Here is a 15,411-nt window from a genome sequence, read left to right as displayed (position 1 = left end):
GAATAGTCAAGCCGCAGGCTGTCTTGTCCAAGCTCGGATCTTCGCTGCGGCGGTTTCCGGTTTTGGAATTATGATTTCCTCGCCTGCTGCAATCCGCTAAACTTGCCGCAAAAGATACCCAAAACAAAATGGGCAGAGGCAATGAGCAGATTAATCAGCGCCCTCGTTCTCCTCATGGCGGTTGCGTCTTGCGGAGGCGGGCACAAAGCGCCGCCGCGCAAATTGGATAATGCCTGCAGCATCATCCAGCAGCGGCCAGAGTACCTGAAGGCCTTTCGTGCAACCCAGCGCCGCTGGGGCGTGCCGGTGCATGTGCAGATGGCGACGATCTATCACGAAAGCCGGTTCCGTGGCGATGCCCGCACACCGCACCAGTACTTGCTGGGCGTAATTCCGGTCGGAAGGCAATCCAGCGCCTATGGCTACAGCCAGGCACTGGATGGCACTTGGGATGACTACCGCCGCGATACTGGCCGACGCCGGGCCAAACGCGACCGGATCAGCGATGCGGCAGATTTCATGGGCTGGTATATGCGCCAGAGCCTCGAGAAGAACGGCATCCCTCTTTATGATGCCCGCAATCAGTATCTCGCATATCACGAAGGCCACACTGGTTATTCACGCGGCAGCTACCGTTCCAAAGCCTGGCTGATGCGTGTCGCAGGCCAGGTTGAGACGCGGGCACAAACCTACCAAGCGCAGCTCGCCACCTGCAGACAATTCCGCTGACGCCGGCGCAAGCCGGAAATTGACACTCTGTCCTCCAGCTATCTGGAAAGAGCGACTGGTAGCCCGGCTGATCCCGGGCGCCAGAAGTGTTGCTTTGCCAAGCAACCGCGAATGCCGGATTGGCACGCGCCCGAGGCGTCAGGAGTTTTCAGACGAGGCAGAGCTTTTCATCCAGCCGAACCATAGGAAAACAACTTTGGCAGTTCAGCGGGATCTGCCGCTATTCGTGAACAGGCTGGAAGACAGCTTCACACCGGTTTCCATCGCCCCAAGAATGACAGTTGTCTGGCCACCCGCGCTGTCATGGATCACCCATTTTCGCAGTTCTACAGGGTTGCCTGTGAACATCATCTCGATGCTGCCATAGTCCGGGTTCTGCGGATCTTGCGCCCGCACAATAGTGGACGTGCCGTCAAAACCATGTCCCACCACCATATTGGCCCGCCCCAGATCAACCTTGCGGTCCAGAATGATCGACAGAGGTGTGCGCTTCAAAGGGTAGGTCTCAGGCGGTTGGTTGGATTTCGGATCATGGATCACGACGGCACCGCCACCCGCCACCACGGTTCCGCCACCTTTGCCCTCATATTCAAACCGCATGCGGCCCGGCCGGTGCATATACAATTTGCCCGTGGACAGGCTGCCGTCATCATTGATCTGGGTAAAAGGCGACGACGCCGTGGAAATCCCATTCAAATAGCGGGAAATCTCATTCAGGCTCAGTTTCTCTGCCGCCCAGGATGCGGGGGCCAGAAGGGTCAGCGCAAGCGCAAGTGCAATCCGTTTCATGGGCTCAACATAAGCGCGCAGCTGCAGAAGTGAAGATGCCGGAGCCTCGAAGCCCCCGGCATCGGCATTTTTTCGTCAGTTCACTGTTCAGGAACCAGAATTTCCCGTTTCCCGACATGGTTGGCAGCAGAGACGACACCTTCATCCTCCATCTGCTCCACCAAGCGCGCTGCCTTGTTGTAACCGATCGCAAGCTTACGCTGAATGTATGAGGTCGAGCATTTGCGGTCCTTGATCACAATGGCGACAGCCGTGTCATAAAGCGCGTCCTCGGTGTCAGTGTTGCCACCGCTATTCAGCCCCAGCACCGCATCGATATTGTCGGCCTTATCCTCGGCCGGACCATCCAGCACGCTGCCCACATAATCAGGCGGGCCAAATTGCTTGAGGTGGTTCACAACCTCCTCGACCTCTTCATCCGAACAGAATGGACCGTGGCAACGGGTGATCTTGGCACCGCCTGCCATATACAGCATATCGCCCATACCCAGGAGCTGTTCGGCCCCCATCTCTCCCAGGATGGTGCGGCTGTCGATCTTGGATGTAACCTGGAAGGAAATCCGGGTCGGGAAGTTTGCCTTGATGGTGCCGGTAATGACGTCCACAGAGGGACGCTGAGTGGCCATGATCAAATGAATGCCTGAAGCACGCGCCATCTGCGCCAAACGCTGGATGCAGGCCTCAATCTCCTTGCCCGCAACCATCATCAGGTCAGCCATCTCGTCGACGATCACGACGATATACGGCAGCGTCTTGGGCTCGAACTCTTCGGTTTCGAACACCGGTTCACCAGTATCATCGTCGAACCCGGTCTGCACCGTGCGTGAGAACATCTCGCCCTTGGCCAGCGCTTCCTTCACCCGGCCATTGTAGCCGGCGATGTTGCGCACGCCCATTTTGGACATCTTACGGTAGCGGTCCTCCATCTCTCCCACGACCCACTTCAGGGCCACAACCGCCTTTTTGGGGTCGGTCACAACAGGCGAGAGCAAATGCGGGATGCCGTCATAGACCGACAGTTCCAGCATCTTGGGATCGATCATGATCAGGCGGCATTCATCCGGCGTCAGCTTGTACAGCAGCGACAGGATCATCGTGTTGATCGCCACCGACTTACCGGAACCGGTGGTGCCGGCGATCAGCAGGTGGGGCATCTTGGCAAGGTTGGCGACCATCGCATCACCGCCAATGTCCTTGCCCAGCGCCAGCGGCAAAGCATGGTTGCCGTCGCCAAAGTCACGCGACGACAGGATTTCCCGCAGAACCACTTTTTCACGATTCTCGTTCGGCAGTTCGATGCCGATCACGGTGCGGCCAGGCACTGTGGAAACCCGCGCCGACAGCGCTGACATCGACCGCGCGATGTCATCCGCCAGGCCGATCACGCGGGAGGCTTTGAGGCCAGGTGCAGGCTCCAGTTCGTACATTGTAACAACCGGGCCAGGGCGGACAGAGACGATTTCGCCCTTAACTCCATAATCATCCAGAACTGTTTCAAGCATCCGGGCGTTTTCTTCCAGCGCCTCATCACTCAGGTGGTGGCGTTCGATGCTCACCGGGTTGGTCAAAAGGTTCAGCGGCGGCAATTCAAAATCAGTGCTGCTGCTGTCATCAAACGCCAGATTGGGCTGGGCCTCGGCCTTGGCCCGCGCCGAAGGCTGCACTGGCTTACGCACCGGTTTTTCCACCACCGGCTTACGCGGCTCTGCCACCGGCAGGTCGACTGTCAGCCGTGGCCCTGGCGTCTTGACTGCCTGTGGTGTCTCCTGGACCGGCACGGCCGCATCGGGCAGAGTTTCGGCCGGAACGTGATCCGGGGTCAGCATTTGAGGCGCTTCGCCAAACCCGCCAGTGGCATCATCATGCTGGAGAGTTGCCTGCGGTGCTTGCCGGTCAATTTCACCCTCTCCAAGTGCTTCCAAGGACAGCGGCGGTTCACTTTTGAACGGCTTTTCCTCCGCTTGAACAGCGGTCAGAGGCGGCTCGGAGGGCAGGCCGTCCTGTGCCGCTGAAGGGTTGAAAATCAACGGTGCCGGACGCTGTCCGCGGCCTTTGGTCAGCGGCAGGTTCGGGTCCAGCTCTGGCGGCGTCTCGGCAGCCCGGCGGATCCGCACGGCGTTGGCGATTTTTTGCGAGATCCGGTCTTCGCCGCCTGCCCCATCGTCATATACTTCGTCGCCGGACACAGGGTGGTCCTCGGGATAACTTTCCTCAGGTACCGGTGCAGACGGTGCAGTTCGGCGGATCAGCCCCGGAACGCGAGACAGAATCCCGCCCTTTGCGGGCATGTCCGGCTCTTCCTCAGCGCTGTCAGCTGCATAGGCATTTTCTGTATAATCCTCGAACATGTCGGGGTCATCGCCAGCCACCGCATAGGCATCCATACCGTCGTCATGCACGCGTTCGGCCCGCTCCTTGCGGTAGGCCATCGCAGCCTGAAGCCCGCTGGAGGCGCCACGACCAAGCAAAGCAGCTACGGCACCGTATCCAAGAACCAGGCCAATCATGACCTTGTGCAGACCCTTTTTCATCTCTGGCCAAGTGAAGCCCAGCACCACGCTGCCAAGCACGAGCATGCCTGCTGCGCTGAGCAGCGACATAATTTTGACCATGAAATGCAGCCCGACCGGCAACAGCGCCAGCAAAGCGCCCAAGAATGTGTAGCCCACCATTCCGCCAAGGCCGAAATCGTAATTCTGCTGCCAGCTGGCGCTGGCATTCAGCGTTTCCATATGCAGCGCCACCACCAGAAGCCACGGCACCGACAGCAACAGCGGCCAGACCACCCGGTCCTCGCCTTTGTGCAGCAGGAAACGCAAACCCCAGGCCGACAGGAACAGCGGCAGCGCCCAGCTGGCCTTGCCGAACAGGGTGATCAAGATGAAGGAGACAGAGGCGCCCGGACGGCCCAGCCAGTTCTGCACCGGCGCGTCAGTCGACACGGTCCAGTTCGGATCCTCCGGCGTATAGGAGCCAAGCATGGCGGCAACCATCAGCCCCGTCAGGATCAGGGCAATCCCGATCAGTTCCTTGCCGCGTTTTTCAATGGCCGCCTGCATGTTGCTGTCAAGCAGCGGATCGCGGCTGCGGGTTTGAAATGCCATGCCTACCTCAGTTCCGTTTCATTTGCCCCTGCCCCGCTGTTCACCGCGGGGTCACGGGCCTGTCCGTTCTTGGTTTTGGCTGCGCGGCCCCCAGCCAAGGGCCGCTCAGCAGAATTCAGTAAAGACAGCCGCGCAGCGTGCTCAGCGCCCTGCGGGTGTCCTCGGCGGGGGCAACCAGCGCCACCCTTATATAAGTCTCGCCCGGGTTCTGGCCGGGTGCCCCCTGTGCCAGATAGGCACCGGGCAGCACTCGCACACCGGTTTCCTTCCACAGCTTCAGTGCGGCCTGTTCGCCGTTTTCCACTGGAAGCCACAGGAAGAAACCCGCCTCGGGCGCCATATAGCCGTTGAGACCGGAAAAGACCTCGTCGGCAATGGTGTATTTTTCCTGATAGAGCGCGCGGTTTTCCGCCACATGCGACTCATCCGCCCAGACCCTGGCCGCAGCCGCCTGCAGCGGTGCAGGCAAAGGCGAACCCGAATAGGCCCGCAACTGTTTCACGCGTTTAATGGTCTCCGGCCCACCCGCGATCAAACCCGAGCGCAGCCCCGGCAGGTTCGACCGCTTGGACAGCGAGTTGAACAGCACCACCCGTTCAGGGTCAGCGCCCAGATCCTGCGCAACAGTCAGCGCGCCCACGGGGGCCTCATCGCGGTAAATTTCAGAATAACATTCATCCGCAAAGATGCGGAAATCATACCTCTCGGCCAGTCTGATCAGCCGCGTCCAGTAATCGCGCGAGGCCACCGCCCCCTGCGGGTTGGCAGGCGAACAGATATAGGCCACGGCGGTGCGTTTCAGCACGTCTTCGGGCAGGTTCTCGTAATCCGGCAGGTGGCCGGTGGCGGCGGTCGCAGGCACAAAAACCGGCTCTGCCGCGACAGAGAGCGTCGCCACCATATAGACCTGATAAAAAGGGTTCGGGATCAGCACTGCCGGCTTCTGCCCGTTCTTCTGCTCCGGGCACAGCGCCATGGCCGCGTTGTATAGCCCTTCGCGAGTGCCGTTCAACGCCATGATTTGGGTCTCAGGGTTTGCGGTCACGCCATAACGGCGGGCAATCCAGTCTGAAATGGCGCCGCGCAGCTCCGGCGTGCCATCGTTGTTTGGGTACTGGTTAAACCCGGCGGCATTTTCCGCGATGACATCTGTGACCCAGGCCGGAAACGCATGTTTCGGTTCGCCAATGGTCATATGCACCACATCCCCTCCCGGGGTGTGATGGTCCAACAGCGCTCTTAGGCGCGGAAACGCATAGGCTGGCAGGTTCGAAAACCGCTCAGGAAAATCCATATCTTATGCCTCAATCACGGGATCATTGGCGCCCCGTTTGCGCCTCAGGTTACAGGGGGCAGAGCGATGCGTCCACCCGGTGATGCTGCCGATAGGCTGTATGTGGCTTTCAGGCCAAGGCGGTCTCAATCGCGCGCCCTATGCGCAAAAGCGCTTCCTCGCAGTCGGGTTGCCCCAGCACTTGCAGTCCGCAGCTCGGCACCCCCGTGGGCAGCGACAGGCCGCACACCCCCATCAGGTTGCCAATGCGTGTATTGCGCAATGCCAGCAGGTTGGATTTGACATAATAGCCGTGGTCGCTTTGCAGCCGCTCCAGATTGGGTGGCAGAATCGGCGAGACAGGACTGAGAACCGCATCAAACCCGGCAACCGCCTGGTCCCAGGCCATGCGGCACTGCTCTAGTTTGGCCCAGGCAGCAACATATTCCGATCCGCTGAACTGCGCGCCTGAGCGGAATCGCTCCAGAATTTCCGGGAACATCAATTGCGGCGCCGCCTCGATCACGTCCTTCCATAATCCGTACGCTTCGGTGGTATAAAGAACCGGGCTTAGCTTCATGGCTTCGCCAAGAGCCTGGACTTCCAGTGGGACAATTTCTGCCCCAGCGTCTTTCAGCTTCGCCAACGCTTCACGGTGGGCCGCGGCCACTTTCGGGTCAAGGTCGTCCTGTGCCACATTCTGCAAATCGGCAAATCGGTATCCCTTGAGATTTCCGGGATTGCGCAGGTCTGGCCCAGCGGTTCCTTCCAGAACCCCCAACAGCAGACCTGCATCTTCCACTGACCGGGCCAGCGGGCCGATGGTATCAAACTTCAGGCACAAGGGCACAACACCCTCCAGCGTGATCCGGCCTGAGGTTGTCTTGAGCCCCACAAGATCATTCCAGGCAGAAGGAATGCGGACAGAACCGCCCGTGTCAGAGCCTATTGCGCCAGCTGCAAGCCCATATGCCACTGAGGCTGCAGCCCCGGAAGACGAGCCCCCGGGCGCTGCCGCCTGATCATTCACGCAAGGCGGTGTTTCCTTGACCGGGTTGAAGCCAAGGCCCGAGAAAGCAAGTTCGCTCATATGGGTTTTGCCGAGGCAGACCGTCCCCATAAGCGTCGCATTGAACAGCACGGCGGCATCCTGGTCCGGCACCCGCCCTTTAAGCAGATCCGACCCGGATTCAGTTGCGGTGCCTGCGCTGTCAAACAGATCCTTCCAGCTGACTGGCACCCCGTCCAGCAGCGAGAGACGCAGGCCCAGTTCAACACGTTTCTGCGCCGCTTCTGCCTCTGCCAGCGCACGGTCATGCGTCACTTGCGTATAGATCCGGTCTTTGAGCGGATGTGCATCAATGGCATCCAGATAGCAGCGGGTCAGTGCCACCGGGCCAATTTCACCGGCTTCAATCCCGCGCCCCAGCTCCGCGGCAGTCATCGTCAGCCAGCCTTGCATCAGCATCCCTCCTCTTGGCAGCTGCCGGTGACGGTAGCGGCAGCGGGACGCAGGCACAATCCCGCGCTTCCTGCATGGACAATTCCGCCAGCAGGCGCATATTGCGGGGCATGAAAAACACCTCCGATATCCTGATCGTTGGCGGTGGGCTGAATGGCCCTGCGCTGGCCCTTGCTTTGGCACAGACCGGTCACAGCGTTACTGTGGTAGATACGCTGGCACCGGATAAATTGGCTGAAGAGGATTTCGACGGTCGTGGCTATGCGCTGGCGCTGGCCTCGCAGCGGCTGCTGCAGCAGACCGGCGTCTGGCAGCATATCGGCGAAAACGCGCAGGCTATGCTGGAGATCAAGGTAACGGACGGCCACGCAGGGCAGGGCCCATCCCCGTTTTTCATCCACTTTGATCACGCCGAGCTGGAAGAAGGCCCGATGGGTTATATGGTCGAAGACCGCTTCCTGCGCCGTGCCTTCCTGCAAGCGATGAAAGACGCGCCCGGCGTGACATTGGTTTCGGGCCGCACTGTTGTGGCGCAATCGCCCGACCAAACCGGCGTGACGGTCACGCTCGACGATGGCGGTGAACTGCGCGGCCAGGTTCTGGTCGGATCAGACGGGCGCCGCAGCGGCACCGCGCAACGCGCGGGCATCAAACGGACAGGCTGGGATTATGGTCAGACTGCACTGGTCTGCGCCATCGACCATGAATGGCCGCACCACGGCATTGCCCATCAGTTCTTTATGCCGCCCGGCCCGCTCGCCATCCTGCCGCTGCCGGGCAACCGGTCATCGATAGTGTGGAGCGAAAGCACCAAAGCCGCCAAGGCGATTCACGCACTGGATGATGTGCAATACATCCAGGCACTGCGGCCCAGGTTCGGCAGTTTCCTGGGGGAGATTTCCCTGGTCGGGAAACGATTTACCTATCCGTTGAACTTGACCATAGCCAACAGCTTTATCGGTGACCGTATGGCGCTGATCGGCGATGCCGCACACGGGATGCACCCGATTGCCGGCCAGGGCCTGAATGCAGGCCTGCGCGATGTTGGCGCACTGGCTGAGGTGATCACCGAAGCCACCAGGCGTGGCGAAGATATCGGTTCACCCCTGGTGATGGAACGCTACCAGCAATGGCGCCGGTTCGACACGGCCTCGCTGGCGGCAGCAACGGATGTATTCAACCGACTGTTTTCCAATGACAATCCGCTGCTGCGGCTAGGCCGTGACATTGGCATGGGGCTTGCAGGTGTGGTTCCAGGTCTGCGCCGCAGCTTTGTCCGCGAAGCGGCAGGGCTGACCGGCGACATGCCCCGGCTGCTGAAAGGGCAGCCGATTTAGGGGAACTGAGTGCAGCGGGCCGGATTAATCCAGCTCGCGCGCCTCATCGACCAACATCACCGGGATACCGTTGCGGATCGGGAAGGCCAGGTTAGCCGCACGGGAAACAAGCTCCTGCGCCTGGGCATTGTACTCCAGCACTGTCTGAGTCAGCGGACAGACCAGCGCTTCAAGCATATGGCGGTCAAAGGCAGGCGCCTGTGTTTCGGTCATTGCAGAGTTTCCTCCTGAGAGCCGCCGCGCAGGGCAAACTCGATCAAAGTGACAAGCGTTTCCCGCCTTGTGGCAAGACAGGGCGCCTCGAGCAAGGCTTGTTTCTCTTCGGGATCGAACTCCAGCAGCATCGCCAGCGAGTTGATCAGCAATTCGTCATCCGCATCCTTTAGTGCTTCCCAATCAGTCGACAGGCTGCGAGCGGAAAAGAACCGTTCCAACAGATCCAGGAAGGACGGGCGGTCCAGCGTGTCATCCGCCTCTGAGCGTCCCAAATCCCGGTCGAACCCGGTCCAGCTGACATCACAGCGCCGGTATGGTGCAAAACCATTGGCCTCACGGGTAATCCGGAACCGGGAGATTCCAGAAAGCGTAACCAGGTAACGGCCGTCCTCAGTTTCGGAAAACTGGGTCACGCGCCCGGCGCAGCCAATACTGTGCAATTCCTCACCGTCACCCTGCGGCGTTGGACAGGGCTGCACCATGCCAATCAGGCGCTGACGCGTTTTCAGTATATCTTCAAACATTTGCAGATACCGCGGCTCAAAAATATGCAGCGGCAGACGGGACCGGGGCAGCAAAAGCGCCCCGGGCAAGGGAAACACGGCGATCGTGTCCGGCAGATCAGCAGGCTGAATCATGGAACAAAGAGTAGCGCAGCCCCGGTTTTAGGCAAATATCATCGAGCTGAGTTTGCGGCGACCGTTCAGCACCACCGGGTCATTCGGCTTGAGCGCGTCAAAGATCGTGAACAGCTGCGCCTTGGCGGCACCGTCATTCCACTCCCGGTCACGCCGGAACAGCTCCAGCAACTCCGTCACGGCCGCATCGGCGTCACCCGCCGCATGCAATGCCTGCGCCAAATCAAAACGGGCTTGCTGGTCATCCGGGCTGGCTTCCACTGCAGCCCGCAGCTCTGCCACCGGGCCAGCGTTTTCAGCTTGGCGGGCCAGCTCAATCTGGGCAAAAACCGCTTCGATCTCAGCTGCGTTTGCAATCTCCGCCGGTGCACCGTTCAGGACCGCTTCGGCCTGATCCAGTTCATCCAGCGCGATATGTGCACGGGCCAGACCGCCATAAGCTGCAGCGCTTTTGTCGTCCTCACCCAGAATCGCGGCAAAGGTCTGTGCAGCATCTGCAACGGCGCCTTCAGCAAGCATCTGCTCTGCCGCTTCCAAAGCCTCTGCCAGACCGCCGTCAGCAGAGCCGCCCGCAGCCTCGATTACTTTTTTGACAAAAGCTTCGATTTCCGATGCAGGCAGAGCCCCTTGGAACATGTCGATCGGGCGCCCCTGCACGAAAGCCACAACTGTCGGGATCGATTGCAGCGGCAGCCCCTGCTGCGCCAATGCCTGGGCCAAGCGCTGGTTTTCATCCACATTGATCTTGGCCATTGTGGCCGCGCCTTTTGCCTTGGTAACCGCAGCCTCCAGCATCGGGCCCAAAGTTTTGCAAGGGCCGCACCAGGGCGCCCAGAAATCCACAATCACCGGCGCTTGCATGGATGCTTCGACAACATCCTGCATAAAGGTCGCTTCGGTCACGTCTTTTATCAGGTCATCTGCCGGTGCGGCATTACCAAGAATTTCGGTCATCTGTTTGTTCTCCGCTTGGAACTTGCCCCCTATATGGAATCCTGAGCGCAGGAAACCAAGAGAGGAGTTTGCCAATGGCCCGCCGCCGGTTCGATCTGTTTGCTGCGTCAGAGCGACTGATGAAGATGGACAACGCAGCCTGGGCACGGCACGCAAACCCCTGGAGCGTTTTCAGCCGGATGTCGGTGCTGCCGCTGATGACCCTGGCTGTCTGGTCGCGGGTCTGGTTTGGCTGGGGCGCTCTGCTGCCGGTTCTGCTGGTACTGGCTTGGACCTGGTGGAACCCCCGCGCCTTTGCCGCCCCTGCCAGCACAGACAACTGGGCTTCCCGCGGCACGTTCGGTGAAAGAGTGTTTTTGAACCGGGCACAGGTTGCGGTCCCGCCGCATCACGAAAAATGGGCGAAAGGTCTCGCCTGGGTTTCCGGCATCGGCGTGGCGCCCTGGGCGCTTGGCCTGTGGGCATTGAGCCCAGGATTCACCCTTGCCGGGCTGGTCCTGATGGTTGGCGGCAAACTGTGGTTCGTGGACCGGATGGTGTGGCTTTATCAGGACATGCAGGGAAAACACCCTGACTATGCCCACTGGCTGCGCTGAGCAGGACTGTGCCACGTGAAACTGATCTGGACATTCTTGGATGCCCAGATCAGGCGGGAGTGCCCTATTTGCGATTATAGGTCGAAAGTTGCAAAAACCGGCGCGTGATCGCTGGGTTTTTCCCAACCGCGGGCATCACGAAGGACACGGCTGGAGTGCGCTGCATTCCTGATATCCTGTGTTGCCCACACATGGTCCAGGCGGCGGCCTTTGTCAGCTGCGTCCCAATCCTTGGCGCGGTAACTCCACCAGCTGTAAAGACGGCCATCCGGGATGTCGTTCCGGGTCACGTCAGACCAGCCGCCCGCCTCCATGACATCGGCAAAATGCTCGACTTCCACGGGTGTGTGGCTGACAACCTTCAGCAGTTTCTTGTGGTCCCAGACGTCATCTTCACGCGGGGCGATGTTGAGATCCCCGACCAGAATGGCTTTCTCAGGCTTTTCCGCATTGAACCAGTCCCTCATATCCGTGAGGTAATCCAGTTTCTGGCCGAATTTCTCGTTCTGCTCCCGATCCGGCACATCGCCACCGGCCGGAACGTAGAAGTTGTGAACAACAACCCCGTTTTCCAACCGCCCTGCCACATGGCGGGCATGGCCGAGACCTGCAAAATCCTTGTCGCCAACATCCTCAATGGGCAACCTCGACAGGATCGCTACGCCATTATACCCTTTTTGGCCCCGGGCAACCATATGCGTGTAGCCAAGTGCCGCAAAACCCTCCATCGGGATCTTTTCCACCGGACTCTTGCATTCCTGGAGGCACAGAACATCCGGCCCCTCCTCCTGCAGGAGTTTCTGCACTATCGGTTCGCGCAGGCGGACAGAGTTGATGTTCCAAGTGGCAAGAGTAAATGGCATCGCGCGCCTCGCTGTGTGATCCAGGTTCGGGCGCGATACTGCCCGCCCGGCCCCGGAAGCGCCAGCGGTGTTTTGCCAGTTCCCGAGCCTGCCGGAACAAAAAAGGCCGGGCATAAAACCCGGCCAAGTCCAACAGGGAGGTGCATATCATGACCCGGATATGCGCGGGATACGAGTATTCCAAAGATGAACCTGAGGTTCCACTTTGGTCTGGCTCAAGCCAATAGCATCAGGCGACGAGTCGATAACCGCCCGATTCCGTCACCAACAAGCGCGCATTCGACGGATCCGGCTCAATCTTCTGCCGCAGACGGTAGATGTGGGTTTCCAGAGTATGGGTTGTCACACCTGCATTGTACCCCCAAACCTCGTGCAGCAGCACGTCGCGGGGGACAACCCCGTCGCTGGAACGGTAAAGGAACTTGAGGATATTGGTCTCTTTCTCGGTCAGCCGGATTTTGCGCTCTTCCTCGGTGATCAACAGCTTCATCGAAGGTTTAAAGGTATACGGACCCAACGCAAAAACCGCGTCCTCTGACTGCTCATGCTGCCGCAGCTGAGCCCGGATCCGAGCCAGCAAAACCGGGAACTTGAACGGCTTGGAGACATAGTCGTTGGCACCGGCATCCAAACCCAAAATGGTGTCCGCATCGGTGTCATGGCCCGTTAGCATCAGAATCGGTGCCTTCACGCCTTGCTTACGCATCAGACGGCACAGCTCCCGTCCGTCGGTATCGGGCAGGCCAACGTCCAGAATAATCAGATCGTAAAGGGCCTCCTTGGCGCGCTCCATCGCGGTTTGACCATTCTCCGCTTCGAACACGTCGAAGTCCTCAGTCATCACCAGCTGCTCGCTTAAGGCCTCGCGCAGATCTTCATCGTCATCAACCAGCAGAATTTTCTTCAGTTGCGCCATTTGCTCGCTCTCCTGTTCTCATGACAACACATGCGCATCCCTTACGTCCACGGCAAGATTTGCTGCAAAACTCTCACGCCGACGTGTCCATGGCATGGAAAATGTTTCACATCCGTTGCATTAAGGCGTAAAGACAGCGAGCCTTTGTTACAAAATAACACCGGATCCCCCTCATGACCCTGATGCCCACCATGATCGAACTGCTGGCCCGCGCCCGGGTCGATCTGCGCATGGGCCTGCCAGTGGTTTTAACCAATGGCGGGGAGGCCGCGTTGGCCATAGCCGTGGAGACGCTGACAGAGACACGCCTGTCAGAGATGCGCGCCCTGGGTCCGCTGACTTTGGCTCTGACGGCCCGCCGTGCAGAAACACTGAAGGCACGGGTTTATGACACGGATATTGCTCGGATGAATGTTCCCATGTCCGAGGGGCTGGCTTGGGTTCAATCCCTGGCGGATCCGGCAAACGATCTGAACACACCAATGAAAGGTCCGCTGTCCAGTTTGCGAGACGGCAGTTCAGAATTGCACCGGCTGGCAATTGCCTTGGTGAAATCCGCACGGCTGCTGCCTGCCGCAGCCCTGATCCCGCTTGACCAGGCCGATAAATTCGCCGCGAATCATGGGCTTACCGCCATTTCCCGGAATACCGCGGCTCCGCTTCTCAGCGAAAGCTCGCCGCTGCACCCGGTCGCTGCCGCCCGCCTGCCAATGACGGCAGCGGAAGCTGGACGGCTCCACATCTTCCGTCCAGAAGACGGTGCAGAAGAACATTATGCAGTGGAAATCGGCCGCCCGGACCGAACCAAGCCTGTCCTTGCCCGACTGCATTCCGCCTGTTTCACCGGCGACGTGCTCGGCTCACTGAAATGCGATTGCGGCCCCCAGCTGCACGGCGCATTGGCACAGATGGGCGCGGAAGGTGCCGGTGTTCTTCTCTATCTCAACCAGGAAGGCCGTGGCATTGGTCTGGCCAACAAGATGCGGGCCTATTCGCTGCAGGATCAGGGCTTTGACACGGTGGAAGCCAACCACCGGCTGGGTTTTGAAGACGACGAGCGTGATTTCCGGTTGGGTTCGGCCATTCTGCAGGAGCTGGGCTTTTCGCAGGTGCGGCTGCTGACCAATAACCCGAACAAAATCGCAATGATGGAGAAAACCGGCATTCAAGTGATGGAACGGGTGCCGTTGAAAGTGGGGGAGAACGCCCACAATCAGCAATACCTTGCCACCAAGGCCCGCAAATCGGGACATATGCTGTAATGACGCCCACAGATCTGGTCCTGACACCGACCGGCGTCCGTTTTTGGGGCAGGGTGGTCCCATGCACCATCGGGAAAGGTGGCATAACCGCAGACAAACGCGAAGGCGATGGCGCAACACCCGTGGGCACCCATAGAATTGCCGGCATGCTTTACCGCCCCGACCGGATACCCCGCCCGGCCCCCTGGGCGGAACCTATCGGACCAGGCGATTTGTGGTCAGATGATGTTGGCCATGACTTCTATAACCTGAAAGTCCGGGCGCCCTGCGCTTTCAGCCACGAAAAACTGCGCCGGGCAGATCCGCTGTATGATCTGATCCTGATCATCGACTGGAACTGGCCCGATGCGATCCCCGGCAGGGGATCAGCCATTTTCATCCACCAATGGCGCCGTCCCGGCTACCCGACCGAAGGGTGCATCGCCTTTTCCAGAACTGACCTTCACTGGATTGCGTCACGGGTGCAGGTTGGCACCAGGGTCATAGTGCCAGACCTGGCTGCGTACTGACGCCTCCAGACCTTAGGCAAAGCTATAAGTCAGTACGTACGATCGCCAAAGATCGCCGATCCGACCCTTACATGCGTCGCGCCAAGAGCAATCGCTTTTTCGAAATCGCTGCTCATTCCCATCGACAGCCCCTGCAAGCCATTGCGCTCGGCGATCTTGGCCAACAGCGCAAAATGCAGGCTCGGCTCTTCGTTCACCGGCGGGATGCACATCAGCCCTCTCACGGGCAGATCCAGCTTGCGGCACTCGGCAACAAAGGCATCCGCATCAGACGGCATCACCCCGGCCTTCTGCTCTTCTTCGCCGGTATTCACCTGTACAAACAGTCCCGGACACTTTCCCAGTTCCTGCGCAAGCCGGGCAATCGTATTGGCCAGCTTGGGCCGGTCCACAGAATGAATATTGTCAAACAAGTCCATTGCCTGACGCGCCTTGTTGGTTTGCAGCGGCCCGATCAGGTGCAGGTCAATGCCGTCAAACTGCGCGGCAAAACCCGGCCATTTGCCTGCCGCTTCCTGCACCTTGTTCTCGCCAAAGCACCGGTGACCTTCTTCCAGCACCGCCTCAACCCGTTCGTTCGGCTGTACCTTGGACACCGCTATCAGCTGCACACTGCCCGGCACACGGCCCGCATTGTTTTCGGCCTCGGCAATTCTGGATTTGATCTCTACAAGCGGCATGGTCCGGCCTCATCACTGTTTGGCCGCAAAAAACACTGTTTGCAGGGAAATGTTAAGAGGCAAAAGAAAAGGGCGGGTTCCAA

15 protein-coding genes are annotated in these 15,411 nt (G+C 59.5%); 5 read left to right on the top strand and 10 right to left on the bottom strand.

The features are described from left to right. Positions 1–141: 141 nt before the first annotated feature. Positions 142–729 (top strand): lytic transglycosylase, encoded by a 588-nt coding sequence (locus tag ACP151_RS02715; protein WP_424977303.1) that lies wholly within the window; start codon positions 142–144, stop codon positions 727–729. Between the two features lie 204 nt (positions 730–933). Here ACP151_RS02715 and ACP151_RS02710 read toward each other — a convergent pair whose 3' ends face one another. From ACP151_RS02710 to ACP151_RS02695, 4 genes are all read right to left on the bottom strand, one after another. Then, positions 934–1,518: a LolA family protein gene (locus tag ACP151_RS02710; RefSeq protein ID WP_424977302.1), complete on the bottom strand. Its 585-nt coding sequence runs from the start codon at positions 1,516–1,518 to the stop codon at positions 934–936. 80 nt (positions 1,519–1,598) lie between these two features. After that, the gene (locus ACP151_RS02705; RefSeq protein ID WP_424977301.1) at positions 1,599–4,622 is read right to left on the bottom strand and encodes a DNA translocase FtsK 4TM domain-containing protein; all 3,024 of its coding nucleotides are present in this window, start codon (positions 4,620–4,622) and stop codon (positions 1,599–1,601) included. Between the two features lie 115 nt (positions 4,623–4,737). Continuing rightward, entirely contained in the window at positions 4,738–5,916 is a 1,179-nt protein-coding gene (locus ACP151_RS02700) for an aminotransferase class I/II-fold pyridoxal phosphate-dependent enzyme (protein WP_424977300.1), read from the bottom strand. 109 nt (positions 5,917–6,025) lie between these two features. Continuing rightward, a complete protein-coding gene (locus ACP151_RS02695; RefSeq protein ID WP_424977299.1) occupies positions 6,026–7,357 on the bottom strand; it encodes an amidase in 1,332 nt (443 codons plus the stop codon). Positions 7,358–7,467: 110 nt separating this feature from the next. On the opposite strand from ACP151_RS02695, the gene ACP151_RS02690 reads away from it, so the two are divergent. Further along, complete coding sequence (locus tag ACP151_RS02690) at positions 7,468–8,694, top strand: FAD-dependent monooxygenase (protein ID WP_424977298.1); 1,227 nt, start codon at positions 7,468–7,470, stop codon at positions 8,692–8,694. 24 nt (positions 8,695–8,718) lie between these two features. Here ACP151_RS02690 and ACP151_RS02685 read toward each other — a convergent pair whose 3' ends face one another. The 3 genes from ACP151_RS02685 to ACP151_RS02675 are packed head-to-tail and all read right to left on the bottom strand — an operon-like array spanning position 8,719 to position 10,502. Continuing rightward, a complete protein-coding gene (locus ACP151_RS02685; RefSeq protein WP_424977297.1) occupies positions 8,719–8,907 on the bottom strand; it encodes a Trm112 family protein in 189 nt (62 codons plus the stop codon). Beyond that, complete coding sequence (locus tag ACP151_RS02680) at positions 8,904–9,548, bottom strand: LON peptidase substrate-binding domain-containing protein (RefSeq protein WP_424977296.1); 645 nt, start codon at positions 9,546–9,548, stop codon at positions 8,904–8,906. Before ACP151_RS02680 ends, ACP151_RS02685 begins: the two co-directional genes overlap by 4 nt. Before the next feature lie 27 nt (positions 9,549–9,575). Beyond that, complete coding sequence (locus ACP151_RS02675; protein ID WP_424977295.1) at positions 9,576–10,502, bottom strand: tetratricopeptide repeat protein; 927 nt, start codon at positions 10,500–10,502, stop codon at positions 9,576–9,578. Positions 10,503–10,576: 74 nt separating this feature from the next. On the opposite strand from ACP151_RS02675, the gene ACP151_RS02670 reads away from it, so the two are divergent. Beyond that, on the top strand, positions 10,577–11,098 hold the full coding sequence (locus ACP151_RS02670) for a DUF6653 family protein (protein WP_424977294.1): 522 nt from the start codon (positions 10,577–10,579) through the stop codon (positions 11,096–11,098). A 74-nt stretch (positions 11,099–11,172) separates the two neighbouring features. Here the strand turns inward: ACP151_RS02670 and xth are convergent, their stop codons facing one another. Both xth and ACP151_RS02660 read right to left on the bottom strand, forming a co-directional pair. Then, positions 11,173–11,961, bottom strand: a complete 789-nt coding sequence (gene xth, locus ACP151_RS02665; protein ID WP_424977293.1) for an exodeoxyribonuclease III — start codon at positions 11,959–11,961, stop codon at positions 11,173–11,175. A 229-nt stretch (positions 11,962–12,190) separates the two neighbouring features. Next, on the bottom strand, positions 12,191–12,877 hold the full coding sequence (locus ACP151_RS02660; RefSeq protein ID WP_424977292.1) for a response regulator transcription factor: 687 nt from the start codon (positions 12,875–12,877) through the stop codon (positions 12,191–12,193). 173 nt (positions 12,878–13,050) lie between these two features. On the opposite strand from ACP151_RS02660, the gene ribA reads away from it, so the two are divergent. Both ribA and ACP151_RS02650 read left to right on the top strand, forming a co-directional pair. Beyond that, positions 13,051–14,139: a GTP cyclohydrolase II gene (gene ribA, locus ACP151_RS02655; protein WP_424977291.1), complete on the top strand. Its 1,089-nt coding sequence runs from the start codon at positions 13,051–13,053 to the stop codon at positions 14,137–14,139. Further along, positions 14,139–14,648, top strand: a complete 510-nt coding sequence (locus ACP151_RS02650; RefSeq protein ID WP_424977290.1) for a L,D-transpeptidase family protein — start codon at positions 14,139–14,141, stop codon at positions 14,646–14,648. Before ribA ends, ACP151_RS02650 begins: the two co-directional genes overlap by 1 nt. A 29-nt stretch (positions 14,649–14,677) precedes the next feature. Here ACP151_RS02650 and ACP151_RS02645 read toward each other — a convergent pair whose 3' ends face one another. After that, positions 14,678–15,328: a YggS family pyridoxal phosphate-dependent enzyme gene (locus ACP151_RS02645; protein WP_424977289.1), complete on the bottom strand. Its 651-nt coding sequence runs from the start codon at positions 15,326–15,328 to the stop codon at positions 14,678–14,680. Between the last annotated feature and the right edge of the window lie 83 nt (positions 15,329–15,411).

Origin of the sequence: Leisingera sp. S232 (assembly GCF_049800895.1) — a bacterium.
GTDB lineage: Bacteria > Pseudomonadota > Alphaproteobacteria > Rhodobacterales > Rhodobacteraceae > Leisingera.
Note: the sequence above shows the minus strand (reverse complement) of the source record. Positions and strands in the feature narration are given on the sequence as shown.